This window comes from Parasphingorhabdus halotolerans (assembly GCF_012516475.1).
Classification (GTDB): Bacteria; Pseudomonadota; Alphaproteobacteria; order Sphingomonadales; family Sphingomonadaceae; genus Parasphingorhabdus; species Parasphingorhabdus halotolerans.
In genome coordinates this window covers 1,271,063-1,297,009 of record NZ_CP051217.1, presented here as the reverse complement: position 1 = coordinate 1,297,009, position 25,947 = coordinate 1,271,063, and the positions used below count along the sequence as shown (strand labels likewise).

Genomic DNA, 25,947 nt, shown 5'->3' with positions numbered 1-25,947 from the left:
TCATGAGCTGGAAGCATCTCTTTTCCAAAGCGCTGGCCGCCGATCCGGAGCGGTTGCATTTTGCCGCGCATAGTCACCATCTTTGGCCCGATGCCAGTTTTGATGGACAGATGCAGGCCTGGGATGATGCCGCTGTTCTTGCCGATCATAAATGGGGCAAGATCATGGGGCCGGTTTGGGAAGAGGCGCAGCAGCATGTTGCCACCGAGCTCAATCTGCCTGACCGGGCCACCATATCATTCGCGCCCAACACGCATGATTTTTTGGTGCGGATTGTTTCGGCGATAGGGACTAGTCCGGTTCGGGTGCTGGCTACGGACGGTGAGTTTCACAGTTTTCGTCGTCAGATGAAACGTTGGGTTGAAAGCGGAGAGGTGATTCTGGAGACCGCGGCTTCTGAAAAGCTCGTCGAAAACGCGCAATCAGGTGACTATGATCTGATTTTTGCAAGCCATGTGTTGTTCAACTCCGGAACAATTTTGCAGGATATCAAAGCGCTGGCCGCGCTCGCCAAACCGGATGGGCCGTGGGTTGTGATTGACGGTTATCACGGGTTCATGGGAATCGAGACAGACTTGTCGAAGGTCGCGGATCGCGTTTTCTATCTGTCCGGCGGCTATAAATACGCGATGGCTGGCGAGGGCGTGTGTTTCCTCCACGCACCGCCAGGTTTTGCGCCGCGTCCCGCCGTCACAGGATGGTATGCGGCGTTTGACGACTTGGCGTTGCCGCCCGGCGAAGTGGGCTATGCTCCTGACGGTCGACGATTTCTGGGTAGTACGTTTGATCCTTCCGGGCTCTACCGGTTCAACGCGGTGCAGCAGATGTTGGGGAAAGAAGGGCTGACCACCGCCACGATATCGAGCCATGTCGCTAGGCTGCAGCAACATTTCTTAAACCGCGATCCATTTCCTGATATGGATTTAATGAATTCGCTTGGTCACGGCCCTCACGCACGTTTTCTGGCTTTTCAAGGCAACCAAGCTACACCCACCCACGAGGCGCTGGAAAGCCGCAATGTTGTCACTGACGTGCGCGGTGATGTTCTGCGCATCGGTTTTGCTATCTATCACGATATCAGCGACGTGGACCGTTTGATCGATATTATCAACCAGCTGTAGCGTCGGTTTCCTCTACCGCTTTTTCATCCCTCATGACCTTGCCGTAAATCCAGCCAATCCCGATCAGCGCAATGCCGAGGCCAAGGAAGGAGAGAATGCGCAGGATTCCATCAAGCTGCGCGGCGTCCACCAGGAACACTTTGAATGTGACCAGTGTGAGTAGCAGCAAACCGGCAATGCGCAGCAGCGCGTTGGTCGTCTGGATGCCGCGTGCGAGCCAGGCGATAGCGAGTATCAGCAGGCCGGCGCTATAGAGATAGGTTTCTGTCGAGGTGAATGGCGGGGTCGCGATATCGGTGCCGTGAATGAGTTGCCGCACCGTTACCATGACGGCAGCTATGGCCAACAACAGGCTACCAATTTCCAATGGTCTGCTGATTTTCGGAAGCGCTTCTATCACCGCTTTTGTGCGGGCAAAAAGCCATAACCAAAGGGCTGCTGAGGTATAATGCAGGGTCGCAAGGTTGGCGACCGGCGCAGGGCCCAGTGCTTGCTTTACGCTGGTCGGGCTGAGCAGGAACAGGTCAAAATACACAAAGCGGAATAGCGCAAGGCTGGCGAGCGTAATCCCGATTGTTCTGAGAGGGCGTGCGAGGTCTCCGGTCGACGTGCGGCTCAACAACAGCCAGCCTACCAACGCCAGCAGGTGGGTCAGCAGCATGCGTTCGGCAAATCCATATTGCACGAAAGTTTGGATGGGTCCGATTGCCAGAGGCTGTTTGAATAGGAGATAGGCGAAACCGGTCACGCCGATGAGGCCGATTGCCGCTATTGCCCCTGCAAGCCTGTTGCTCAGCGGACGTCGGAAATACCAGGCAAGGGCGACTATGGCTGTGGCGGGTACGAGCAGTTTAATCGCCATCGGACCAACTCGCGGCAGGATGCTAAACAAGTCCGTCTCGCCGCTCAATGATTCGACCATAGCTTCGACGATTGCTGAACCTGAGATCAGCATGAATATTCCGGCGAGTGTTGAAGCCAGTCCCGTCTCTACGGCGATCGCCTTGCTGTCTGTGAACCGCGTCCAACTTGCCAGTCCCGCCGCGACCAGAACGGTAACAATGGCGGCATAGTCAGAGGGGGTCCAAAGCCAAAGTGCGACGACCAGCAATGACGCGGTCAGCGCGCTGGCAATCGCCATGATGAAGTGCGAGGCCCCTTTGTGGGTTCGCCAGGCCATGAATGCAGTTGTCATACCAACGGCAAGGCAGATGCCTCCCCATTGAGTGTTGCTCCAATCGAGATCCGCCAAGGCGGCTGTAATCAGCAGCATGCCCACAGGTGCTGCCAAGCCAATCAGCGCCCACATCCAGCCGCTTTTTTCTCGCAACGCGAAGATATGCCCTGCAGCGCCAAATAGAACTGCAAAAGTTATGGCGGTTATGAGGTTGATGGATTGCGCGGTCGAAGCCTCATAAGCGGTGTCATAGAAGGCGATTGCGACCATGATGAAGGACAGCCCCAGAGCGCCAGCCACTGCCGGTGTCAGGCTTTGGTCGCGCCATGCGAGCGCGATAGTGAATAGCGATAGCACGCCGAAGAACAGCCAGCTAATGGGCGTAAATTCAATCAAAGGTGCGAGCATGGCCAGCTGCAGAAGCCCGGCCGTCAGGGGTATTGCCTGCATGGCCGCACGCGGCAGACCATAGGCTTTGTCCATGCGGGACAAGGTCAGGACACCGCCGATCGCGAGCAAAACGACAAATATACCGATAAAGGTCATCTCGCCCGCAACGCCCATGAAGAACAAGGCTGTCGTCCAAAGCACGCTGCCGCCGGTTGCCAGAAGCGCGAGCCATGCCCAGCCGCGATGGATAGCCAGGCCGAATAGTCCGCCGGTAAATATTCCAAGATAGATGAGCAGCGGCGCGACGGATTCCGGCCCGAGGCCCGCCACATACGGTGCCGCGAAGCCGCCCAGTAATCCCATGATCGCTGTTGGCGGGCCATGTTTTTGCGAGAGCAGAAAGGCGACTATGGTGACGGCAATCACGCCCACTAATGCGCTGGTCAGGCCAAGTAGCCCGTATAGCTCGCTGGCCATATAAAGCGTTGCGTAAAGTACGGCGATGCCTGCGCCTGCAATGCTGTGACCGATCCTGGCATCATCGGTAAATATCTTGCCGAAGCGTGGAATTTTGTACCCAAATTCCGCCAGCCCGATGAGCAAACCGCCGAACAGGGCTGCGGCGATGCAGCGTTCAACCGGGCCGAACAGACCCGCTTCGATCGAAAAACGCACAAGGAAAAAACCTGCAAAAACCAGCGCAATGCCGCCAATCCAGATTGGCAATTTGCCGCCGATTAAGTCTTCAAAGCGTTTCGCGTTGCTCGGTTTTGGCCCAGGGTTTCTGACGGCTTCCGGTTCGACTTGCTGTGCTGGTTCATTAGAAGGTTCGGGCGTAGCCGGAGACGGTACCTGCTCTTTGACGCGGGGCGGCGGCGGACTTGCCTTTGCCGCGCGAGCGGCAGGCGTTGGTTCCGCAGCTGGGAGCGTTGCGGCAACAGTTGCCACTTTTGGTGATGTTGATTGCGACCCTGCTTCCAGCTCTTCAATCCGTGCTTTCAGCGATGCAATATTCTTGCGCATCTCCGACATTAATATTCCGAGTAAAACAACGCCTGAAACAATGAGCAGATCGATCAATTAATCATCCTTCTCAAGCAGATATTTTCGCCAGAATAGCAGGCTGGCCCAGAACTGATAGTCGGCATTTGCCTTCTTGCGAAAACCATGTCCCTCGTTTTGCGCGAGAAGATGCCACGCTGGCGTGCCATTGGCGCGCACTGCTTTGATAATCTGATCCGCTTCGCTTGCCGGAACACGCGGGTCATTGGCTCCGGTGACAACCATCAGCGGCAAATCGATTTCATCCGCGCGGTTTAGGGGGCTGATTTCCTCCAGTTTTGCCCGCTGTTCGGGGATGCGTTCGTCGCCATATTCCACCCGGCGCAGATCACGGCGATAATCTTCGGTATTCTCAAGGAACGTGACGAAATTGGAAATGCCGACAACTTCCAGTCCTGCCTTTAGCTGCTTGCCGAAACGCAGCATTGAAGCCAGCGTCATATAGCCGCCATAGCTGCCGCCGGTCACTGCCATGCGCTTGCGATTGATCCGCTTGTCCTTGACCAGCGCATCCACAAAGGCACCAATGTCTTTCACGCTATTTTCCCGATTGAAGGGGCCATTGTCCAGAGATACGAACCGTTTGCCAAAGCCTGTCGATCCACGGACATTGGGATAGAATATCGCAATACCCAAGTCATTGACCAGATAGTTGTCGCGACCGATAAAACGGGGTGTAAATTGTCCTTCTGGCCCGCCGTGAATATTGATGATTAGCGGTCTCTTGCCGCCATGTCTTTTCGCGTCTGGCCGATAGAGATAGCCGGACATTTTTGTCCCATCAAAGCTTTCAATCTCGACAAGTTCGGGCGCGGAATTATTGGCCGCGTCCAGTCCGCCGGTTTCGCTTTTTGTCCATCGGGTTACGGCTAGAGATTCCGGATCAATGCTATAGCTATCGCTGCCGGTCTGGTTCGAGTTAAGCGTCAGACCTATCTCGCCCCAGGGCGCGAATTTCAGGCCGCTGACGATGCCAATCGGCAGATTGGTTACTGTCCGGATTGCACCGGAGTTGGTATCATAAGTCTTGACGATAGAGCGCCCTGCCTGGTTTGTTTCAAACACGATCAGGCTGCCGTCCTTGTTAATGTCAAAGTCCGATATATCCCAGTCTTTCTCGTCGATAACCGTGGTAAAGGCGCCGGTTTCCATATCGATGAGTCCCAGCCGCTTAACATCGCTATCCTTGTCCGAGGCGGCCCAGAGCCTGCCATCGGGGCTGAACTGCAGTCCGCTATAAGCAACCGAGCCGCTGCCATTGGTCAGCTTTCTAATTGTGCCGCTTGCCAGATCAATCAGATGCAACTGGTTATCGGTAACCGACACATAATTGAAGACCAGCAATTGCTTGTCGTCCGGCGTAAAATCAATCGGGAACCAGCCGCCGCCCGGAGATGCGATCAACATTGTTGCGGCATCCGGGCTTTTCGGATTCATCAGATAAATATCGTTGTACCGCCCGGTGCGCTTGTTGGTCTGGAATGCCAGAAATTTGCCATTATTTGACCACGGCCCCAGCCCGTTGCGGCTTTTGCCGTCCGTCAGCATTTTCGGGATGCCACCCTTCAGCAGAAAAATCTGATCCACTTCGTTTCCGCCTGCGTCCTTTTCAAACAGCAGCGTTGCGCCATCGGGTGAGAAACTCGCCGAGTTCACAGGTTCCGAGGCGAAGGTCAGTTGCTCGCGCGCCGCCATCGGCTTGCTGATGCGGTGCAACTGCGCGGTATCGGCAAAGCGCGTGCTGACGATCATCGCTCTGCTTGCGGGATCCCAGTCGACAAAACTCGCCGTCCGATATTCCATATAAGGCCGGGTTTGCTCGACGATGTCTTGCGGGATATCCGGCACCTGATCGGCAACCAGTGCTGCCGGTTTCGGCGCGGTCTCTTGCGCGAAAGCGGCCTGCATGCCGGCAAATTGTATACCAACGATGCACAAGGCCAACCGGATTTTGCGGCGCATTATGATATTCCCCCATATCAGTTTTCATCATGTTTATGGACGAACGGGGGTAAATGCAATTAGGGGAGTGCGATGCTTGGTAAAACTCCCTTCATATTGCTCGACGATGCGCGTGATGAAGGGGCATCGCCCACCCGGCTTTATGCTGATCCGGTGGACATCATCGAAGCGCGGTCGATGGAAGGGATGGAAGCCTCATTGGGTAAAGTTGCCGAAGCGCAGCGCAGCGGTTTCCATGTCGCGGGCTATATGTCTTATGAGGCAGGGCTGGCGCTGGAGGGGCGGCTTGAGGGGCGACTTCCGGAGGCGCTTCCAACGCCGCTGGCTTGGTTTGGAATATTTAAGAATTACAGCGAGTTAGACAGTCCAACATTGTTGAAAAACCTTGCTGATCCGGCGGGTGCCTGGCTCGGCGAGCTAAAACCCGACATAGCGCGCGCCGCCTATGACGCCGCCTTTGCCAAGGTGAAGGATTATATTCTTGCCGGGGATATTTATCAGGCCAATCTGACCTTTCGCGCGACCGCACGCTATGCCGGTCACCCGCTGGCGCTTTATGCTGCGGTGAGGAATCGAGCCAAGGCCGGCTATGGCGGCGTTGTCTTTGATGGTTCCAACTGGATGCTGTCCTTTTCGCCGGAGTTGTTTTTTGCGCTCAAGCATGGTCGCATTACCGCCAAGCCGATGAAGGGCACGGCGGCGCGGGTAAAGGATAAAGCCGCCGATCTGCTGGTTCAGACCGAGATGCTCAACGATCCCAAGCAACGCGCAGAAAATTTGATGATCGTTGACCTGCTGCGCAACGACCTCTCGCGGGTGGCCGAGCAGGGCAGTGTGAAGGTTCCGCAGCTCTTCCATGTCGAGACCTACCCCACGATCCACACGATGACGTCGACTGTTACCGCAAAGCTGAAAGGCGGCCTCGGTGCGGTGGATGTATTGCGCACTATTTTCCCCTGCGGCTCAATAACGGGCGCGCCGAAAATCCGGGCGATGGAGATTATTGACGAGTTGGAACCTGATCCTCGCGGCATTTATTGCGGCTCGATCGGGCGGATTGATCCAAACGGTGACGCGGCGTTCAATGTGGCGATCCGCACCTTCCATCTTGGCCGGAATGAAGGTGGCGGCGACAAAAAGCTTTCCATCGGCCTTGGCTCTGGGATAGTGGCAGATTCCAACGGGGACGAAGAATGGCGGGAATGCCTCGCCAAGGGGAGGTTTGCAAAAGTGGGGGCTGAGACGGGCGGCGCGCCAATCGTAGATTTGATCGAGACGATGGCGTTCGATCCGGCCAGCGGTATCGCGCGGCTGGAAGCGCATCTCGAACGGATGAAGGCCAGCGCCGCCGCACTGGAGTATGAATTCGACCGCCACGCCGCGCGCAACACCATACAGGCGGTGACTTTCCATCAGGAACAGCCCGCCATCGTCCGCCTGATGCTCGCCAAATCCGGAGCGATTGCAATCGAGCTAAAACCCATGCCCGCCCCGCTCGCCGAGCCGGTCCCATGCCAGTTGGTGCCGATGCAGGCCGATGCGTCCGATTACCGGCTGCATCACAAGACCACTGACCGGCGGGTTTATGATATTGACCATGTTGAAGGGGGGCTCGGCGCGGGCGTGCATCCTATATTTGTCGATAGCAAAGGCTTTGTCACCGAAGGCGCGATCTGGAATGTGTTTGTCGAGCGGGGCGGAAAGCTGCTGACGCCAGCACTGGAGCGCGGCGTATTGCCGGGTGTGTTGCGGGCGGAATTGCTGGCAAGCGGGCAGGCGGTTGAGGCGGATTTGACGGCCGAAGATTTGGTGGACGGGTTTTTGGTGGGAAATAGTGTTCGGGGGTTGATGCAAGGCAACCTTAATACACAGCGGCCTTAATTCTACCGCTCTGCCTCAATCCGTTCCAGATGCGCCCTTGCGGCATCAATCGCCAGCTCTTCCGAACTCTGGCACTGCAACCCTCTGGCATAGCCTTTCAGATAACCGCGCCTTGCTACACCTGCGTAAATAGCGCGCTGCAGTTGGCTGCGTTTTTTGTTTGCGCCGGATACTTCGCGGACCACACCGCGAAACGGAATGAAACCGCCAAGCACGCTGCCGCCGGTCTTCAACGCCTTGTTGACCATCCCGTTTTTCTCTTCGGGCGCATCCGCATCAGGGCCAAGAACGTCTTCCAGTTTTGCGATCTCAGTGCGCACCGCGTCGCATCCGTCCATCCCGTTGAGTGAATAGGGTTCCTCTTGGATCAGGGCCAGCTCGTAGGGAATATCACGGTGTTTCAGGCCAAGATCTTCCAAAGGCTGGGTAACGGCATCGCCGGCTGTGGTTACGGCACCGCGTTTGCGTTCGCCCTGCGCCGCAGTTGCAGGGGCCGAAAACATGGCGAGCATCAGCGCTAATAAAACTGACACCCGCCACGAAGACGCCAAACTCACGCGGCATCTTTCGGCTACTTTCATTGCTGGCGCATGCGACCCTAAGGAAATTATGCCCGCTCCGTCGGTAGAACTTGTCATCAACCTGTCCTTGGTTTGCAGGAGCCTAATTGCTCGCTAAGCTGCGCTGCTGTGCTTCGGCTTTCATCGCGCGGCCTTTGTCGATATTGGCCTGTGCCGACTTGACCGCCGATTGCGCGCTGGCCTGCCGCTTCATTGATTTTGTCAGATCACTCTGTCCATCTTCCTGACGATTATCATTTTTCGCCCAACTGTCGGCAGCGTTGCTCACCAAGTCGGCCCATTTGGCAGCCTCTTTTGGGTTGTTGAACATCGGGACATTGGATGTCAGCTGCCGAAATTCCTCAGACGCATTGCTGATTTTTCCGGTTGCCTTGTCACGCTTTTTCTGGGCATCCAGAACATCACGCGCAGCATCGGTAAATTCCTTTTCCGCCTTGACGAGGCTTTCCATGCCTTTAGCTTCAAGCTTGACGCCCTTGTCCCAGAGCTTTTGGTGCTTGCCGGTTACGACAATTTCATTTTGCTGCGCATAGCCAGCCGCATTTGCGAGGGTTGGCATCGATGCAGTTGCCATCAAGGCAGCGGCAAAGGCATAAGAAGCACAAGATATAAAACCGTTCATTTCGTTCACTCCGTAAATTTGATTGACCGTCACTAGGCGCAACATAATATTTGATAAAACGGGATTGTCAGAACATTATATTCTGATTATACGAATTAAATGGACATCACATCATTTCGTACATTTCTCGCAGCTGCCGATACAGGAAGTTTTGCTGCCGCAGCGCAGCGGGTAAATGCCAGTCCGTCGAGCGTAACCGAACGGATCAAGCAATTGGAACACCGGTTGGGCGTGAGGCTGTTTGACCGGGATAAACGCGGTTGCCGCCTGACTGCCGCCGGTCGCAAATTTGTTGACCCTGCGTCGCAGGCGGTTCGGGCATGGGAAATTGCCCAGCATGTAGTGTCGCTGCCCAATGATTTTACCAGTAGCTTGGCAATTGGCGGGCAATATGCGCTATGGGGTGCATTGTTAACGGAATGGCTGGCTCAGGCACGGTCGGATTTCCCGAAGACGGCGTTTCGGGCTTCGGCGGGAGCATCTGCCCGGTTGCACCGCGACTTGCGGGACGGATTTCTTGACATGGCCGTGGCCTATGATCCGGTTTTTCATCGCGATATCCATTCGGAAAAGCTGTTTGATGATCGGCTAGCGCTTGTGTCAGGAACCGGTAACGAAAACTGGCGCGAGCAATATGTCAGGATCGAATGGGGTCAGGCCATTGGCGTTGAGATTTCCGCCAAACTAAAAATTACGCCTGCCGCCGGGCTGGTGCTCGATCTGGGCAGGCAGTCGGCAGAATGGCTGATCCAGCAGAAAATGGCGGGGTTTATGCCGCAGAAGCTGGTGCAATCATTTCTCGATTCCGGTGCCTTGCACATAGTCGAGGATATTCCCTACTTTGACTATCCTGCTTTTGTCAGTTGGCGAAATGATGTCGATCCGCAGTTGGCGAGAGATATTGTAGGTTCACTCGCCTTATCCGTGGCGCACCTATGAATGGCTGATTTGCATGACCCTACGTTTAATATGGATAAACGGAATTTAAACTTTAAATAAACGCGCTTTTCTGAATTAAATATATCGCTTAGAAGGAAGGTTCAAACCATCAAAAGGCAGGTCTTTGAGCAAATGGCAAATGCCAAAACAAAACCGAAAACCCGACAGGTCAATTTCTTGGCCGATGTTGCAGATCAAAGCGGTCTGACCGTCGAAGAATTGCGTGTCGGGGGCGCTGCTTTTTTTACCAAGCTCGGGTCTAACCGAAGCAAACTGATCGGGGCTCTTGTCGCGGCGTCGACGGCCAGTGGTGCCAAGCCGGAATGTTTCCTGACATTGCTGGATACCCTTGCCAAGCAACTGGGCCATGGTCTCGATACTGGAAACAGAGACACCGTGCTAACTCACGAAACCGGCGACGCTCCAGTGTATCAAGATTGCTGATATCAGTGATAAGTTTCGCCGAATAGACTATTCCCTTGAACGAATTCTACTTCCCCGCCATCGCGTCTTTCCAGGCCTTCACCCCCGCCAGCGCGCCGGGCACGTGGCCCTTTACGTTCAGCGATGAATAGCTCCAGATGACCTTGCCATCAGGCGCAATGATATAGGTGGTGCGGTTGGAGCCGCCCATCACGGGCAGGTTCGCGTCATAGGCCTTGATCACCTTTTTGCTGCCCACTGCGACCGCGAATTTGTTGCGGCATTCTTCGACCGAAAAGCGTTTCAGCGTCTCGATATTGTCAGCGCTGACGCCGATGACGGTGGCGCCCATCGCGTTTAACTCCGGTGTCGCTTCGGCAAACTGGTTTGCTTCGATCGTGCAGCCGGAGGTGAACGCCTTGGGATAGAAATAGAGCACGACCGGGCCTTTTTTCAACGCCTTGGCCAGCGAGAAGGTGAACGCCTTGCCGCTGAGCGCCGCCTGGGTGGTGAAGTCCATCGCCTGCGCCCCTTCCTTCAGCGCCGCCTGCGCCGCCGGTGCGCTGGCCAGCGACAGGGGAAGCGCGGACAGGGTCAGGGCGGACAGGGCGAGAAAGGATTGGCGAACGGTCATGGGATAGTCTCCAAATTTGGATCAGTTTATGAACCCTCTACGATGAACGCAGGCGAAACAACAGATGTATCAAAGCCCGTAACGGCAACGCTCGCGGGGCAACAGCACGCTTTGCAATTTTCGTGATTTGCGGTGACAATCTGGTAGATTGCCTTATCTCATTGATTCCCAAATCCAAATCGCGGAGCCCCATCATGACCGATCACCCAACACCCCGTCTCGAGACAATGGCTGTCCACGCAGGCACCGAGCCGGACCCCACCACCAATGCGCGGATCACGCCGATTTACCAGACCGCCTCCTATGTTTTTGACAGCGTCGAGCATGCCGCCGATCTGTTCAATCTCGACGCGGTTGGTAACATCTACACACGCATCATGAACCCGACTAATGGCGCGCTGGAGGGGAAGATTGCGGCGATGGAGGGCGGTGTGGCGGCGCTGGCGGTGGCTTCGGGTCATGCCGCGCAATTGCTGGTGTTCCATGTGCTGATGGACCCCGGCGCGCATATTGTGGCGGCGAAGAAACTCTATGGCGGCTCGCTCAACCAGCTTGGTCATAGCTTCAAGAAATTCGGTTGGAACGTCATCTTTGTCGATGCGGATGATCTGGACGCGGTGTACGCTGCGATTACCGACGATACGCGCTGTGTATTTATCGAAAGCCTAGCCAATCCCGGCGGCGTGGTGCAGGATATCGCCGAGATTGCCGATATTGCCCATGCGGCGGGCATTCCGCTAATCGTCGATAACACGATGGCCTCCCCTGCTTTGTGCCGCCCGATCGAACATGGCGCGGATATTGTGGTCGAAAGCGGCACGAAGTTTCTGGGCGGGCATGGTAACTCGATAGCTGGCTTGATCATCGACAGCGGCAAGTTTGACTGGACGCAGAGCGACAAGTTTGCCTTCCTCAACCAGCCCAACGCATCCTATCACGGCAAAGTCTTTACCGACGCTTTTGGTCCGGCGGCATTTATCTTGGCGGCGCGCGCGCTGTCCCTGCGCGACCTTGGCCCGGCGCTGGCCCCGATGAATGCGTTTAACATATTGACCGGCATGGAAACGCTGGCGCTGCGGATGGAGCGGCATTGCGACAATGCGCTGGCGCTGGCGAAATGGCTGCAGGCGCGCGAGGAAGTAAGCTGGGTGTCCTATGCCGGGCTGCCGGATAGTGACTATCACGCGCTGGCGCAGAAATATCTTGGCGGTAAAGGCGGCGCGGTGTTTACCTTTGGCTTGAAGGGTGGATTTGAGGCAGGGACAAAACTGGTCTCGGCGGTAAACCTGTTCAGTCATCTGGCGAATATCGGCGATACGCGGTCCTTGATCATTCATCCGGCTTCGACGACGCATAGCCAGTTGTCGGAAGCGGAGTTGGTTGAGGCTGGAGCAGGACCCGATGTGGTGCGCGTGTCTGTCGGGATTGAACATATTGATGATATTATTGCCGATATGAGCCAAGCTTTTGAGTCTTTGTAGTGGCCACCGGTGATGAGGGCGGCGACTATATTTATGACGAAGAAACCGGCGAGTGGCTAAGCCCGGACGACGCTGCGGCGAAATCGGCTGGACCGGAGGTCGTTGACGCGGTTGGCAATGTGCTGGCCGACGGTGATGCGGTGACGCTGATCAAAGACCTGAAAGTCAAAGGCGCGGGCCAGACGATCAAGCGCGGGACGTTGATAAAATCCATCCGCCTGACCGGCGACGCGCAGGAAATTGACTGCAAACACGAGGGGATCAAAGGGCTGGTACTGCGCGCGGAATTTGTGAAGAAGCGGAGTTAGAGGCAGTGGAAGTTATAGTGAGGTTGAGGGAGAAGGTTCAGGGAAGCAGGCTCACAGGAGAAAAGGTGAGCATATACAAATGCGTCGATCTAAGTGGTCTAAGCCTGTTTCCGCTTGGTCGGCACTTCCTCGTTCCGTTCAACATTCCGTCGTTCGACAAAGTCCCCGGACACAATCACCCGATCGGATGGTTGCAACTGGCCCGATTTCAGTGGAGCGGCCTTGCCATATAAATAACCCTGCACCTGGTCGCAGCCTTCGGTAATAAGCTGCTGCGCCTGGCTCTCGCGCTCGACCCCTTCAGCGGTGGTTTGCATGCCTAGGCTGCGAGCGAGGTCGATGACCGAGCGGACGATGGCGCGGGATTCGTCGCGGCTGTCCACGTCGCTGACAAAACAGCGGTCGATCTTGATCTTGTCGAACGGGAAGGCGCGCAGATAGTTGAGCGAACTATAACCGGTACCGAAATCATCGAGCGACACACGGACGCCGATCGCGCGCAGCGAGTGGAGGGTACGCAGGTTGGAATCGCTGTCGTGCATCAAGATGTTTTCGGTGATTTCCAGTTCCAGCCGCGCCGGATCAAGCCCGCTGCTCGCCAGCGCGTTGACGACGCTAGGGATCAGGTTGGCGCTGCGCATCTGCGCGGGGGACAGGTTGACTGCTACCATATGTTGGTTTGACCAGGACGCCGCCTCATCTACCGCATTGCGGATAACCCATTCACCCAATTGGACGATTAATCCGGTTTCTTCGGCAAGCGGAATAAACTTGTCCGGCATGACCAGGCCCAATTCCGGATGTTCCCAGCGCACCAGCGCTTCATAGCCGACTTCATCTTGCGTTTTGAGGTTAATTACCGGCTGATAATAGACTTTCATCTGACCGTTTCCGAGCGATTCAATCAGCTCATGCTCCAGCCGCCGCCGCTCTTCTGCCGCCGCATACATGCCATTCTCAAAATGGGTTATGCGATTGCGACCGGACTCTTTCGCCGTCTGAAGCGCCAGATTCGCTTCCTTGATCAACCTGTCGACATTGTGATCCCCGCCGTTCCAGAGCGAGATGCCGACGCTAAACTCCAGATAAATCCGCAGCCCGTCGAGACCAAAGACGCTGGCCAGATGCTCAACGGTTTCTGCGGCAATTTCGCGCGCTCTTCCGGCGCGGTCGCCGGTTAACAGAAGTGAGAATTCATCACCGCCGGTTCGCGCAAGCGTATCTTCCGACCCGACGAATTTTGCAAAGCGGCGTGCCATGATCTGCAAGACTTTGTCACCTACTTCAGCGCCGTGGTTGTCATTCACCGCTTGGAAATGATCCACATCGAACAGCAACAAGGCAATTTTCTTGTCCACTGGCCGGGGAGCATCGGCCATTGCCAAACCATCCTTCGGTCCGAACATCGCCCGGTTGAGTGTTTCGCTAAACAATCTGCGATTCGGCAAGTCGGTCAAGCTGTCAAAGCGCAACAGATAGCTGGCCTTTTTCTCGGCATCCATTTGCGCGGTCATATCGGCGATCACCCCGCGCAATACGATGTCATTTTCATTGGCCGCCTGATCTGATTTGTTGTTCGTTGCCGCCGCCCGGCCACTGATCGACCAGCATTGGTGTTTCCCGGAGATATCGGTGATCAGCGCAAGGTCACGAAACGAGCGACCATTGGCGAGATGATCGTTGAGCGAATCCCGGTTGCCATCTTGTTCAAACAGCGAAATGAGCGTGGCGCCATTTAACTGCTCCGCCGGTAACTGTGCGGCTTCGGCAAAGCGATCACAAACGTCCACAAGCCGACCTTGCTGATCGATTGCAAATAGCCAGTTGGAGGACTGTTCCTCAAAGTCGTTAAGCAGCAGTTTGACCGTTTCGGATCTTTCCTCAATTTCCTGGCGAGACAGGAGGAGTTCCACGAAGCCTGCAAAAATCCTGCAGTTATTTTCAAACAGCAGATAGGCGTAGACAATTAGCATCACCGTTGCGACCAGGCTTACAATGTCGCCTTTGAAGAGCAGCCCGATAGCGAAGCAGACCGGTGTTGTCGTCAACCATGCACGCGTTGCATCGGGCATACAGCGATAAGTCATTGCGCCGACACCCATGACGCCAGCGCAGACCGCCATTAACAGCCCCGCTTCAAGAGGGCTTGCGACTATTGTCATGGCTACTGCCGCCGAACCCCATAAATTGGCATTAAATACCGCGTTGATGGTCAGCCGCTTCTTGACCTCCAGCAGCTCGGCATTGCCGACCGCAGTCCTGGTTCGAGCTTTCAGCAAAAGTCGATCAACCGCGTTGATCAGATAAACCATCCACCAAACGGACAGCGCCACCGGCGGGATATGTTTGTGAAATATGAATGTCAGCATGGCCGCAGCAAGCAGATTGCCGATAACACTGCTGCCAATGACCTTGCCGTGTTCTAGCAATTGCTCGCGCGTGACTAACTGGCGATCCGCATTGGAAAGCTTTGATAGAGTTTTATCAACGATCATCAGGCGTGCCATGCGGCGGTAATAAGGCAGAATCTGTAACGTTGCGTTAAGCTGCTGGTTGCAATCGTTTAACCATGATTTACAATATTTTACGTCCCTAAGGTTCCAATGATTGAACTGCAGTTTCTTGATGTTTTTCCGCTGTACGCCAAGTGGAAATATGTTTGGAATTGAGGTGACAGCCCACCAAAACCACTGAATCAGACTGCTTGACGACCCGGCGAGGACTGGGCTCCGTCCACCTTCTGGGCCCCATCCACCTTTGCTCGTTTACCGATAGACTGGTTCGGAACTGAGCCTGCGCTGAGGTGATGGTGGGGTGTTGGTTGATGATCATATCGTTGCACCAAGCCATGTCGTAGGAGAGTGTGATAATTTCCAACAGTTGAAATAATCTATCCAACATGAAGCAATCCAACCAAAAAAACGTTATTTTTTAAACCTTTCAACCTTCCCCTTCTTCCGCTTTCGCTGCGTTGTCGCTCTTTGCTTTCCTACACGTGATCCGCTTTGCTATGCAGGCTGAATGAACGGGTCGTCGCATGTTCCTGCTTTCCCCGGTGGCAAATTGGTGGTGGAAATTTGATCGATTTTGGGCGGCGATGATGGTTTTGCTACCGGCATTGAAACAAAAAACCCCGCGTGATTCTACAAGTCCTGTTGCACCGCAGCAGCAACGCCATTATGCGCTTGTGCTAACGCCCAACGAAGGCACATAACAGGACTCTCGATGACAAACCTCTCCAAAGCTCTCGGACGCATCCAACCCTCCGCCACGCTCGCCATGTCTGCGAAGGTGACCGAATTAAAGGCGCAGGGTATTGATGTCATTGGCCTCTCTGCTGGCGAGCCAGATTTCGATACGCCGGATTTTGTCAAGGAAGCGGCGATCCAGGCGATCCGCGATGGGGATACCAAATATACTACAGTCGACGGGACCATGGCGCTGAAACAGGCGATCATTGCCAAGTTTGACCGCGATAATGACCTGACCTATGCGACAAACCAGATCACCGTAAACAGCGGCGGCAAGCATACGCTTTTCAACGCTTTGGTGGCGACGCTCGACAAGGGCGACGAGGTTATTATCCCTGCACCATATTGGGTGAGCTATCCCGATATCGTCAATTTTGCGGGTGGTACACCGGTGATTGTTGAAGCCGGTGCGGACCAGAATTACAAGATCACGCCGGAGCAGCTGGAAGCAGCGATTACCCCGAAGACCAAATGGCTGATTTTGAATTCGCCTTCCAACCCCACCGGCGCCGCATATTCCGGCAAGGAACTGAAAGCCTTGGCCGAAGTTATCCTGCCGCATGAAAATATGATGGTGATGACCGACGATATGTACGAGCATATCTGGTATGCCGATTTCCCTTTCGCGACGATCGCGCAGGTTTGCCCGGAGCTTTATGATCGCACTTTGACGGTTAACGGATGTTCCAAAGCCTATGCGATGACCGGCTGGCGGATTGGGTATGCGGGCGGCCCGGCCTGGCTGATCAAGGCGATGGGTAAGTTGCAGTCGCAATCCACGTCAAACCCGAGTTCAATTTCGCAAGCCGCTGCGGTGGCTGCGCTCAATGGCCCGCAAGATTTTCTGATCGAGCGCAATGCCGCGTTCGAGAAACGCCGCGATCTGGTGGTTTCGATGATGAATGATACGCCGGGATTGACCTGTCCCACGCCGGAGGGTGCGTTTTATGTCTATCCCGACGCCAGCGGACTGATGGGAAAAACCACGCCCAAGGGCAAGGTCATCGAAAACGACGAAGACCTGATCGCCTATTTTCTTGATGAAGCGCAAGTCGCGGCCGTGCACGGCGCTGCCTTTGGCCTGTCTCCGGCGTTCCGGATTAGCTATGCGACTTCGGAAGAAATACTGCGGGAGGCTTGCGGGCGGATTCAACGGGCCTGCGTCGCGTTGGTTTAAAAAAATGAAGATGTGATGCTGTTCACAGCATGGCAAGTAATGTTGCATTATGCACTGTAACCAATCCACGGTGGGCTGCGAATACAGGGTAGTGCAACAGGAAAATGACATGCTAAAATTTTTGAAATCGGATTTGACATATAGCTTGGGCGGCGGGTTTCTCGCCGGCGCCTTGGTATTATTTTTTACCCAGCCGATTGAGCAGCAGCAGGAAATGAGCCAGACGCTTTCGTCCACCGTTCATTCGGTTAGCCAGTTGAAAGGCTGATCGATGATCCGTAGAACTCTCTCTCGAGCGGCTGTCTTCGGTGCCAGTGTGGCGTGCTTTGCGACGATCTATGCGGGCGTGCAAACCGGCCTGCCTGTGCCGCCATCCTCCTCCAATATATTTGTCAGTGAAGCCCACGCGGCCGAAAAAGCGACCATCATACCCATGCCGCAGATCAATGCTGCCGAGAAGGGCAAGCGCGCGGTGGCGATTTTCGCCGGCGGTTGTTTCTGGGGTGTGGAAGGTGTGTTTGAGCACACCAAAGGGGTGATCAGCGCGGCTTCCGGCTATCATGGCGGGATGAAGCGCAACGCTTCTTACAAGCTGGTGAGCGCTGGACTAACCAGCCATGCCGAGGCGGTTCGGGTGGTCTATGACCCAACCCAGATCAGCTATGGCAAGTTGATGCAGATATTTTTCTCGGTGGTTGCCGATCCGACGACGCTTGATGCGCAAGGACCGGATCGCGGCAAGCATTATCGCACAGCGCTGGTGCCGATGAACGGGGCACAAGCGAAAGCGGCGCGCGCCTATATCGACCAGCTCGGCAAAGGCAAATATTGGAAGCGGCCGATTGTGACCAAGATTGAGAGCCACAAAGGTTTCTATTACGCGGAGAAATATCACCAGAACTTCATGCAGAAGAACCCGCGTCAGGGCTATATTGTGCGCTTTGACAAACCAAAGATTGCCAATCTGAAGCGGCATTTCCCGAACGAATATAGGGCAAACCCGGTTAGCTGACAATCGCGCGTGAAATAGTCGCGCAAATAGTTGCGCCAGTTAACCGAAGCTTAGCATCATGCTGCTACCCAATTGTCTCAGACCAATTAGATGGCAACCGCAATGGTATCGGAAAATTTTGAAATCTTTATTGCGCTGGCGGCACTGGTTGTCGGGGTGGGCATGATCTGGATTGCCAAAACCCACCCGAACTAAGAACCTATTTGTTTACTTAGAGCCCAAATCCTATTTAGGACAGAGCACCATCAACATCTGGCGGCCTTCGAGCTTGGGATAAGCCTCAACCTTCGCAGTTTCCTTCATGTCTTCCTGCACCCGCTGCAGCAGCGCCATGCCGAGTTGCTGGTGAGACATTTCGCGGCCACGGAAGCGCAAAGTAACTTTCACCTTGTCACCATTTCCAATGAACTTGGTCACGTTGCGCATCTTCACATCATAATCATGGTCGTCGATATTAGGACGCATCTTGATTTCTTTAACGTCCTGCACCTTCTGCGTTTTGCGCGCAGCATTGGCCTTTTTCTGGGCCTCATATTTGAACTTGCCGACATCAAGATATTTGGCGACTGGCGGCTGCGCGTTGGGAGAGACTTCTACCAAATCAAGTCCAACTTCTGCTGCTCGTTCAATCGCTTCGCTCGTGTTCATAACGCCAAGGTTCTCGCCCTTGTCGTCGATAACCCTTACGGTGTCTGATATGATCAGTTGATTGAAACGCGGACCGCCTTTGATCGGCGGTGTGGGACGGCGTGGTGGTGCAGCTATGTTAAATACTCCTGATTGAATTGTTCTGAAGGCTCATTAGACGCAAATTTATAGCAGATAAAGGCCTGTCTTGCATTGATATATATGGTTACTCGGCAGCAGATTTCAAATCCGGTGCCAAAGCTTCCTGTTTCAGCAGGGCAACGGCTTCGTCAACGGTCAGAAACTCCTGTTCCTTCTGACCTAACCGGCGCAGGGCAACCTTGCCTTCTTCCGCCTCACGCATGCCGACGACTAGTATATTGGGCACCTTGCCGACCGAATGTTCACGCACTTTGTAGTTGATTTTTTCATTGCGCAGATCGGTCTCGACACGGATACCGGCGGCTTTCAGTTTTTCGGCTACACCCTCGGCATAATCATTGGCATCGGTAACAATCGTGGCGACCACGGCCTGTGTCGGTGCGAGCCAGAGCGGCAATTTCCCGGCATAATGCTCGATTAAAATCCCGATAAACCGTTCAAATGTACCCAATATCGCGCGGTGTAGCATCACCGGGCGGTGGCGTGCGCCGTCTTCGCCGATATAGCTGGCATCAAGCCGCTCGGGCAGCACCGTGTCGGCCTGTATCGTGCCGACCTGCCAGGTGCGGCCAATCGCGTCGGTCAGGTGGAATTCGAGCTTGGGTGCGTAGAATGCGCCTTCGCCGGGCAATTCTGCCCAACCATATTCTTCAGTAGCGCGGCCAGACTTTATGACCGCTTCCCGCAATATTTGCTCTGATTTATCCCACTCGGCATCAGAGCCAAAGCGTTGCTCGGGTCGCAGTGCCAGCTTGATATTATAATCGGCAAATCCAAGGTCGCAGTACACGGCGTCGAGAAGGTCGCAAAATTGGACAATTTCGTCGATTAGTTGGTCTTCACGGCAGAAAATATGGGCGTCGTCCTGCGTGAACTGTCGAACCCGGAGCAGCCCGTGCAGAGCCCCATGCGGTTCATTGCGGTGGCAACATCCGAACTCGGCCATACGGATTGGCAGGTCGCGGTAGCTCTTGATGCCCTGTTTGAACACCAGCACGTGGGCAGGGCAATTCATCGGCTTCATCGCCATCATACCGGCATTGCCGCTAATGACGGGACCATCGCTTTCCGCATCGGGAACCTCGTCCGGCACAGCGAACATATTCTCGGAATATTTGCCCCAGTGCCCGGATTTCTCCCACTGGTTGACGTCCATCAGCTGCGGCGTTTTAATCTCGTCATATCCCGCATTGTCGAGCTGACGGCGCATATAAAGTTCCAGCTCACGCCAGATGAAATAGCCTTTGGGATGCCAGAAACAGCTACCTTGGGCTTCGGGCTGAAAGTGGAAAAGGTCCATTTCCTGACCGAGCTTGCGGTGGTCGCGCTTGGCCGCTTCTTCAAGCCGCATCAGATGCGTATTGAGCTGCTTCTTGTTGAGCCAGCCCGTCCCATAAATGCGCGACAATTGCGGATTGCGCTGGTCTCCCCGCCAGTAAGCACCCGATACGCGCATCAGCTTGAACGCCTGCGGGTCAAGCTTGCCGGTCGACGCCAGATGCGGTCCGCGGCACATATCCATCCAGTCGTCACCCGACCAATAGACGGTGATCTCGTCGCCTTCGGGCAGTTCTGCCGCCCATTCCGCCTTGAAAGCCTCGCCGTCTTTTTTCCAGCGCGCGATCAGATCATCGCGTTCCCACACTTCGCGGGTCAGCGGCTTGTCTGCAGCGATGATCCGCTTCATCTCTTCTTCGATCTTCGGTAAGTCCTCGTCGGTAAACGGGTCGCCTGCTGGCGCGAAGTCATAATAAAAACCATCGTCCGTCGATGGGCCAAAGGTAATCTGCGTGCCGGGAAACAGGTTCTGCACCGCCTCTGCCAGCACATGGGCATAGTCATGCCGCGCCAGCTCCAGCGCTTCTTCTTCGTCGCGAGACGTGATCAGGGCCAGCTCGGTATCCTGCTGCAGCGGACGCATGATATCACGAACCTCGCCGTCAATCCGTGCCGCCAAAGCCGCCTTCGCCAAGCCCGGTCCGATGTCTGCGGCGATCTGAGCGGGAGTAGTGCCCGAAGCCACTTCACGCGAACTACCGTCGGGAAGGGTGATTTTGATCATCTCGGACATGGGCTTGGCTAAATCCTAAGGTTACTAAAGTGACTCCAAGGAAGCCCTGTTTTCAGCACGCCCTCAGCATGGCTTTGCCTTAGTCCAACACTGGTTCAAGTCAACTGTCTCCCGATACAACATCGCCTTATTGTAGGAAAGCTTCATATGCATAATGTCCAGGTTGCTTGACATCATTTTGATTCTCATCTACTAAAGTCAAGGAAGCACGACATAATGTCGTTATAACTTTACGGAAAAAATCATGTTTAAACGAATACATGCTTGCGAATCACGCACGGTTAAAAACAACCCTTGGATCATTTGGGTTAGCGCTGCAGTGCTGCTGATATTCGCTGCTGCCAGATAATTTTGTCGATGAAGGCTGAAAAAGATGGATGATGATACGACGAGATGGAAGAAGAAATTGCATCGCTTGATCAAGCCGGATTGGGTTTTTGCGCTTATGCTGATCGGGCCGATCGCCGCCTTGTTGTTTCCACCGTCCGATATTGCAGTAGGGGGCGAGGTAATTTTGGCGTGGCCGTTTAAGGCTATCATTATAATCTTTCTGCTGTTGGCGATCAGTTTTATCGCGACTTTCGGAGTCGCATTCGACAAGAAATTTGCCGACGACTATCATTTTCAACTGATGGCGAACGGCGCAGTTGTAGGCATTATGGGGGTCCTGTTCGTTTCCCTGACTTTTGATCTGCTCGACATGTGGTTGCCGCAACTCGGCGCCAAGGAAATGTTGAGCATATTGCTGGGTAGCTGGAGCCTTGGTTATTTCTTTTACCGGATCAAGGGGCTGAAACCATGACCGACACACCCATTTACATGAAACGCTACACCAAACGTCTGATCATTTTTCTGACGTTGTACATGCTGTCACTCTTCGGCGGAATGAGCTGGATGAACGGCGCTAATCCTCCCGGTCAGACCATAGCCGCGCTGCTCGCGGTTCTGACGGCTCTGCCAATACTCGGTGTGTTCTGGACCATCTTTCGGCTGCTGGTCGAGATCAATGACGAATATCAGCGCTTCCTGATGACGAAGCAAATTGTTGTCGCAATGGCGATCACGCTGGGCATCGCGACGGTCTGGCAGTTTCTCAACGCTTATGATGTAATGGATCAGGGGCCGCAGTGGATCGGGGTTCTCTGGCTCGCTATGTTTGGCGTTGCTGGCGGACTGGTCCGGTGGAAAGCATGAAAAACCGACTGAAAGTCTTGCGCGCGGAGCGCGACTGGTCGCAGGCTGACTTAGCTGAACGGCTGCAGGTTTCGCGCCAGTCCGTCAACGCCATCGAAACCGGCAAATATGACCCATCCCTGCCGCTAGCCTTTCGCATCGCAGATCTGTTCGAAATGAAGATCGAAGAAGTTTTTCTGAAGGATCAATGAAATGAAATTGTTCAACACCACAATGGCCACAGTCGCCACAGTCGCATTGTCCCTCTGTATTGCATCTCCGGCCATTGCGCAGACCTACGAACCCGGCAGCGCCGCAGACATCGCTCGCAAGGAAGCGATGACCGATTTGCTGGGCGAAGGCGAGGTTATTGAATTTATCGACGGTAGCAAGATGGTCGGCACGGATTATTTTACCGACTACATAGAAGGTGAGGGGCCGGATGTTATACTCATCCCCGGTCTTTCAACCCCGCGAGCAGTTTGGGACAAAACGCGGGAGCAGCTCAAGGATCGTTATAAGGTTCACACCATCCAGACTCGCGGATTTGGTGACAAGGCACCTTTGGAAACACTGACGCCGGAACGCCGAACGTTGATTGATACTTATGCTTTCCACATGGCAGACTATATCGATGACTATGTCATTCGCATAGGCAAGGGTCAGAACCCGGCCATTATAGGCCATTCGATGGGAGGCCTTGTTGCGATGCGTGTAGCGGCGACGATGGGGCATCAGGTCGAAAAGGTGATGGTCGTCGATAGCCTGCCATTTTTCGGCATGTTATTCGGGCCAACGGCAACAGCGGATATGATGAAACCGCAGGCCGCCGCGATGCGCGATGCGATTGCGGCCAACCAGACCGGCGAAGCAGATGATCGCGCCCTGCAAACAATGTCGGCCACAGATGCTGGCCGCGCGCAGGTGAAGACATGGTCACAAACCGCCGATCCGAAAGTGATTGCGGAATATCTTTATAACGTGATGACGACCGATATCCGACCTGAACTGAAAGATATTACCGTGCCTGTCACGATCCTCTACCCATGGGACGCGGGCGTAATGCCCGAGGCAATGGTGGATGGACTATACAAAGGCGCTTTTGCCCAAGCCCAAACGTTCACCCTGAAACGTATCGACGATAGCCGCCATTTTATAATGCTCGACCAGCCGGAAAAATTTGCGGCTGCGGTTGAGGAGTTTCTTGGCGAATAATGATTGTTCCGGATGATAACTTTTCATTAACATCACCCTGATACTGCCTGCGTAATGACCGGCGAATATTCTGTATGGCACCGTGATGGCCAAGGCGCGCGCAAGCGGGTCGTGCGGATTGAGACCATTGGCAAAACCTTCCTGTTTTATGAAAACCAGATCCGCAGCGAGCCCTATTTTTTTGGAGATCTTGTTTATCGCGGTGCGCAAGGCGGGTCCCATGTCTTTGGACTTGATGATGGCATTAAACAGCATCCGCACTGGGAACTGGGGATTACCGGCGCGATTCCTGATGAGCTGTCCAGCCTTTTGCCAAAGGCGAAAAAGCCGATGTTCAGCAATATCGGCATGCTGCTGATCGCGTTTCTATGCTTGGGTATTACCTATATGGGCGCTACATAACCGTTTCATAAAAGCCGAAGCTGATGAAAGCGGAACACCCATGGAATATGATATTCACTATATGCAGCGCCCCGGCGGCGCTAATCTGGCCTATTGTTACACTCCCCCTAAACCCGGCGTAAAAGGCACCACATTGGTCTTTCTGCCCGGTTATATGTCAGACATGGATGGCGGCAAGGCGCTGGCTGTTGATGCTTGGGCGAAAACGCAAGGCTGCGCGATGTTGCGGCTGGACTATGCAGGATGCGGGGCGAGTGAAGGTGCGTTTGAAGAGCAAAGCCTGATTGACTGGCGCGAAGATGTGCTGTTTCTGATCGATAAGGTGACATCCGGCTCCATTACCTTGATTGGCTCTTCAATGGGCGGCTGGCTGATGCTGCTGGTCGCGCTGGCGAGGCCGATGCGGGTGAAAGCGATGGTCGGTATTGCCGCTGCGCCAGATTTTACCGATTGGGGATTTTCTCAGGATCAGAAAATGACGATCTTGCGCGAAGGCAAACTTGAAGAACCCAGCGAATATTCGGACGAGCCCTATGTCACGACCAGAACGTTCTGGCAGTCCGGCGAGGCAAACCGATTGCTCCACAAGGACATTGCCTTTGACGGCAAGGTGCGGCTGCTCCACGGGCAGCAGGATGAGGATGTGCCTTGGGCTTATGCGCTGGAGATCGCCAAGAAAATGCGTTCAGCCGATGTGCAGATGCATCTGGTAAAAGATGGGGATCACCGCCTGTCTCGCGATCAGGATATTGCATTGTTAATCGACGTGATTGCGAGACTGGGCTGACCAACGCAATCATTGACGGATACCGCATATATGCTTTCTCCTCTGCTGTTCCTCCTTGCTCAATCAGCCACTCCTTATGGTTCCCCGGTGGATCCATTGTTGCGACCATCAGAAGTCAGGCCGGCTGTGCCAGCGCAGGCAGAGCCTTCTGCGCCATCGACTGATCCTGCCGACCCCGCCGAAATCCGCTTTAATGCCTGCGTGAATGAAGCCATTGACGATCCGGAAAACGGTGTGTTTGCCGCGAACAGATGGCAAATCGAAGGGGGTGGGTATCTGGCGCGCCATTGTCTTGGTTTTGCTTACGCAGAGCAGCAGGATTGGCCAAAGGCGACCAAAGCTTTTGCAACAGCTGCGCAAGAAGCAGAAAGTGCCGGCGATGAGCGCGCTGCCAATCTCTGGGCGCAGGCAGGCAATGCGGCGCTCGCCAATGGCGACTATGCCGACGCGCAAAATCATCTGGCGCGTGCCCTCCGGCAAGAGAAGCTTGGTGGATTGTTAAAAGGCGAAGTCCATCTTGATCTTGCCCGCGTCTATGTCGCGAACAACCAGTATGAAGAGGCCAAGCGGGAATTTGCGCAGGTCCACACGCTGGTGCCGCAAGACCCGCTCGGCTGGCTGTTATCAGCAACATTGGCGCGGCGGATGGCTGACCTGACTCTGGCCAAGGCAGATATTATTGCCGCAGAAAAGCTTGCGCCTGGCGATCCGGCGGTTGCGCTGGAAGCCGGTAACATCGCCTATGCCGCCGGGGACACGGCGAATGCACAAAAATTCTGGAAGCAGGCGGTTGCGCAGGATAGTGAGAGCGAGCCTGCCAGGGCGGCGAAGAAATATCTTGCACAGCTGGAACAAGGTCCGCCGACGCCCGAAACCCCGTGAAGGCTTTGCAACGCGACGCCCGATGGCTATGCTCTTGTATTTAAAAGATAGAAAGAGGCCCGGCCATGCTGAAATTTCCCTTAGTGCTCACATTGTGTGCGGTTTCGCTGTTGGCAGGATGCAGCGGCGGCAGTGATGGCAGCCCGGTTGAGGGGCAATATCAGCAGACGGTCAAGATCACCGAGCTCGATTTCCCCGGCATAACCGGAGACGCCAAGGCGGAAACAATCACGCAGATGGAACAGGCGGCCGGCGGCGGCACAGGCGGGCTTTTCTGCATGAAGGGCAATGACGGTGGCGAACAATGGAAGCAGGCATCCTCGCAAATGGCGCAGGTGCTTGGCGGCCAATGTGAAACGCTGAAGGACGAAGGTTCGACGACTAGTATAAATCTGGAAATGAAATGCAGTGGCACGGCCAAGGGCGACATTGCGATCAGCATGACCGGCCAGGCACACGCGCAAGGATATGACAGCAGCATGGCCTTCGACATCGTTGATCCCAATAGCGACGAGACCGCAAAACTCGCGATGGATATTGGTGCAAAGAGGGTAGGGGATTGTCCCGGATAATCAAAGATTGAGTGGAAATAGGGGTTTATTTCGAA

Annotated in this window: 26 protein-coding genes; 18 read left to right on the top strand and 8 right to left on the bottom strand. The window is 54.8% G+C overall.

Annotation, left to right across the window (positions count from 1 at the left end):
- Positions 1-2 precede the first annotated feature (2 nt).
- Entirely contained in the window at positions 3-1,121 is a 1,119-nt protein-coding gene (locus HF685_RS06215; protein WP_168818761.1) for an aminotransferase class V-fold PLP-dependent enzyme, read from the top strand.
- Here the strand turns inward: HF685_RS06215 and HF685_RS06210 are convergent.
- Positions 1,108-3,768 carry a DUF2339 domain-containing protein gene (locus tag HF685_RS06210; RefSeq protein WP_168818760.1) on the bottom strand — a complete coding sequence of 887 codons (2,661 nt, stop codon included), beginning with the start codon at positions 3,766-3,768 and terminating at the stop codon, positions 1,108-1,110. The two genes, HF685_RS06215 and HF685_RS06210, sit on opposite strands and share 14 nt — an antisense overlap.
- The gene (locus HF685_RS06205) at positions 3,769-5,712 is read right to left on the bottom strand and encodes an alpha/beta hydrolase family protein (protein ID WP_246218780.1); all 1,944 of its coding nucleotides are present in this window, start codon (positions 5,710-5,712) and stop codon (positions 3,769-3,771) included. It abuts the gene before it with no gap.
- A gap of 72 nt (positions 5,713-5,784) precedes the next feature.
- Here HF685_RS06205 and pabB point away from each other — a divergent pair, with 72 nt between their 5' ends.
- Positions 5,785-7,593 (top strand): aminodeoxychorismate synthase component I, encoded by a 1,809-nt coding sequence (gene pabB / locus HF685_RS06200; protein WP_168818759.1) that lies wholly within the window; start codon positions 5,785-5,787, stop codon positions 7,591-7,593.
- Between the two features lie 2 nt (positions 7,594-7,595).
- Here pabB and HF685_RS06195 read toward each other — a convergent pair whose 3' ends face one another.
- Positions 7,596-8,231, bottom strand: coding sequence for a hypothetical protein (locus HF685_RS06195; RefSeq protein ID WP_168818758.1), 636 nt, complete (start codon positions 8,229-8,231; stop codon positions 7,596-7,598).
- A 25-nt stretch (positions 8,232-8,256) separates the two neighbouring features.
- Positions 8,257-8,796, bottom strand: a complete 540-nt coding sequence (locus tag HF685_RS06190; protein ID WP_168818757.1) for a hypothetical protein — start codon at positions 8,794-8,796, stop codon at positions 8,257-8,259.
- A 99-nt stretch (positions 8,797-8,895) separates the two neighbouring features.
- Between HF685_RS06190 and HF685_RS06185 the strand changes: the two genes are divergently transcribed.
- Together HF685_RS06185 and HF685_RS06180 are read left to right on the top strand one after the other, a co-directional pair.
- Positions 8,896-9,735 (top strand): LysR family transcriptional regulator, encoded by an 840-nt coding sequence (locus tag HF685_RS06185; protein WP_168818756.1) that lies wholly within the window; start codon positions 8,896-8,898, stop codon positions 9,733-9,735.
- Between the two features lie 132 nt (positions 9,736-9,867).
- Positions 9,868-10,179 (top strand): hypothetical protein, encoded by a 312-nt coding sequence (locus HF685_RS06180; protein WP_168818755.1) that lies wholly within the window; start codon positions 9,868-9,870, stop codon positions 10,177-10,179.
- Between the two features lie 46 nt (positions 10,180-10,225).
- On the opposite strand, the gene HF685_RS06175 is transcribed toward HF685_RS06180, so the two are convergent.
- Positions 10,226-10,792, bottom strand: a complete 567-nt coding sequence (locus HF685_RS06175; RefSeq protein WP_168818754.1) for a peroxiredoxin — start codon at positions 10,790-10,792, stop codon at positions 10,226-10,228.
- A gap of 194 nt (positions 10,793-10,986) precedes the next feature.
- Here HF685_RS06175 and HF685_RS06170 point away from each other — a divergent pair, with 194 nt between their 5' ends.
- Both HF685_RS06170 and HF685_RS06165 read left to right on the top strand, forming a co-directional pair.
- Complete coding sequence (locus HF685_RS06170; RefSeq protein ID WP_168818753.1) at positions 10,987-12,273, top strand: O-acetylhomoserine aminocarboxypropyltransferase; 1,287 nt, start codon at positions 10,987-10,989, stop codon at positions 12,271-12,273.
- The gene (locus HF685_RS06165) at positions 12,273-12,581 is read left to right on the top strand and encodes an alkylphosphonate utilization protein (protein WP_168818752.1); all 309 of its coding nucleotides are present in this window, start codon (positions 12,273-12,275) and stop codon (positions 12,579-12,581) included. Before HF685_RS06170 ends, HF685_RS06165 begins: the two co-directional genes overlap by 1 nt.
- Positions 12,582-12,679: 98 nt before the next feature.
- On the opposite strand, the gene HF685_RS06160 is transcribed toward HF685_RS06165, so the two are convergent.
- Positions 12,680-15,076 (bottom strand): putative bifunctional diguanylate cyclase/phosphodiesterase, encoded by a 2,397-nt coding sequence (locus HF685_RS06160; protein WP_211051398.1) that lies wholly within the window; start codon positions 15,074-15,076, stop codon positions 12,680-12,682.
- Between the two features lie 542 nt (positions 15,077-15,618).
- On the opposite strand from HF685_RS06160, the gene HF685_RS06155 reads away from it, so the two are divergent.
- The 4 genes from HF685_RS06155 (at position 15,619) to msrA (ending at position 18,021) form a co-directional block, all read left to right on the top strand.
- On the top strand, positions 15,619-15,795 hold the full coding sequence (locus tag HF685_RS06155; protein WP_168818750.1) for a hypothetical protein: 177 nt from the start codon (positions 15,619-15,621) through the stop codon (positions 15,793-15,795).
- 11 nt (positions 15,796-15,806) lie between these two features.
- Positions 15,807-17,009: a pyridoxal phosphate-dependent aminotransferase gene (locus HF685_RS06150; protein WP_168818749.1), complete on the top strand. Its 1,203-nt coding sequence runs from the start codon at positions 15,807-15,809 to the stop codon at positions 17,007-17,009.
- A 109-nt stretch (positions 17,010-17,118) separates the two neighbouring features.
- Positions 17,119-17,277, top strand: coding sequence for a hypothetical protein (locus tag HF685_RS16085; RefSeq protein WP_211051396.1), 159 nt, complete (start codon positions 17,119-17,121; stop codon positions 17,275-17,277).
- A 3-nt stretch (positions 17,278-17,280) separates the two neighbouring features.
- A complete protein-coding gene (msrA, locus tag HF685_RS06145) occupies positions 17,281-18,021 on the top strand; it encodes a peptide-methionine (S)-S-oxide reductase MsrA (RefSeq protein WP_168818748.1) in 741 nt (246 codons plus the stop codon).
- 225 nt (positions 18,022-18,246) lie between these two features.
- On the opposite strand, the gene infC is transcribed toward msrA, so the two are convergent.
- Positions 18,247-18,786 (bottom strand): translation initiation factor IF-3, encoded by a 540-nt coding sequence (gene infC / locus HF685_RS06140; protein ID WP_168821320.1) that lies wholly within the window; start codon positions 18,784-18,786, stop codon positions 18,247-18,249.
- Between the two features lie 88 nt (positions 18,787-18,874).
- Positions 18,875-20,881 (bottom strand): threonine--tRNA ligase, encoded by a 2,007-nt coding sequence (gene thrS / locus HF685_RS06135; RefSeq protein ID WP_168818747.1) that lies wholly within the window; start codon positions 20,879-20,881, stop codon positions 18,875-18,877.
- Between the two features lie 373 nt (positions 20,882-21,254).
- Here thrS and HF685_RS06130 point away from each other — a divergent pair, with 373 nt between their 5' ends.
- From HF685_RS06130 to HF685_RS06095, 8 genes are all read left to right on the top strand, one after another.
- Complete coding sequence (locus HF685_RS06130; RefSeq protein WP_168818746.1) at positions 21,255-21,683, top strand: hypothetical protein; 429 nt, start codon at positions 21,255-21,257, stop codon at positions 21,681-21,683.
- Entirely contained in the window at positions 21,680-22,075 is a 396-nt protein-coding gene (locus tag HF685_RS06125; protein ID WP_168818745.1) for a hypothetical protein, read from the top strand. The genes HF685_RS06130 and HF685_RS06125 overlap by 4 nt, the downstream gene beginning before the upstream one ends.
- Entirely contained in the window at positions 22,072-22,266 is a 195-nt protein-coding gene (locus HF685_RS06120) for a helix-turn-helix transcriptional regulator (protein ID WP_168818744.1), read from the top strand. Before HF685_RS06125 ends, HF685_RS06120 begins: the two co-directional genes overlap by 4 nt.
- A gap of 1 nt (position 22,267) precedes the next feature.
- The gene (locus HF685_RS06115) at positions 22,268-23,269 is read left to right on the top strand and encodes an alpha/beta fold hydrolase (RefSeq protein ID WP_246218779.1); all 1,002 of its coding nucleotides are present in this window, start codon (positions 22,268-22,270) and stop codon (positions 23,267-23,269) included.
- A 54-nt stretch (positions 23,270-23,323) separates the two neighbouring features.
- Positions 23,324-23,671 (top strand): hypothetical protein, encoded by a 348-nt coding sequence (locus HF685_RS06110; protein ID WP_168818743.1) that lies wholly within the window; start codon positions 23,324-23,326, stop codon positions 23,669-23,671.
- A gap of 40 nt (positions 23,672-23,711) precedes the next feature.
- Positions 23,712-24,458, top strand: coding sequence for an alpha/beta hydrolase (locus HF685_RS06105; protein WP_168818742.1), 747 nt, complete (start codon positions 23,712-23,714; stop codon positions 24,456-24,458).
- Between the two features lie 30 nt (positions 24,459-24,488).
- On the top strand, positions 24,489-25,340 hold the full coding sequence (locus HF685_RS06100; protein ID WP_168818741.1) for a tetratricopeptide repeat protein: 852 nt from the start codon (positions 24,489-24,491) through the stop codon (positions 25,338-25,340).
- Between the two features lie 65 nt (positions 25,341-25,405).
- The gene (locus HF685_RS06095) at positions 25,406-25,912 is read left to right on the top strand and encodes a DUF3617 domain-containing protein (protein WP_168818740.1); all 507 of its coding nucleotides are present in this window, start codon (positions 25,406-25,408) and stop codon (positions 25,910-25,912) included.
- Positions 25,913-25,947: the final 35 nt, after the last annotated feature.